Below are 353 nucleotides of genomic sequence, written 5' to 3'. Positions count from 1 at the left end.
TAGAGCATTGCTAAAATCAAACGATGTTTGAGATATTTAGGAGCTTTTAACAGTGCTCTAACTTCTGGTTTGCTTAAAACTATAGGGAGATCGTTTTGTCTTTTTATTTGAGGAAGTGCAATACGTTTCTTATCCATTCCCAAAACTTTATAAGCAGCACGAAGTCCATAAACGGTGTGTTTGAAAAAACTCTCTGAAGGGGTATTGTGTAAGTTTTGACAATGGTAGAAATAATCATTTATTTGCGCTTCATTGAGAAGTTCTGGACTGCATTTATAATACAGTGCTAAGTGAGAGAGACAGCGCAGATAGTTGGTTAACGTACTTTTAGCTTTGCCATTGATAACAAAACT

1 pseudogene is annotated in these 353 nt (G+C 35.4%); it reads right to left on the bottom strand.

From position 1 onward, the window contains the following. Positions 1-353 (bottom strand): annotated as a pseudogene (locus Q0998_RS19305) (integrase); the annotation flags it as partial.

It is taken from the genome of uncultured Polaribacter sp., assembly GCF_947501385.1.
Lineage (GTDB): Bacteria > Bacteroidota > Bacteroidia > Flavobacteriales > Flavobacteriaceae > Polaribacter.
The sequence above is the reverse complement of the archived record's forward strand: the minus strand, read 5'-3'. Positions and strand labels throughout refer to the sequence as shown.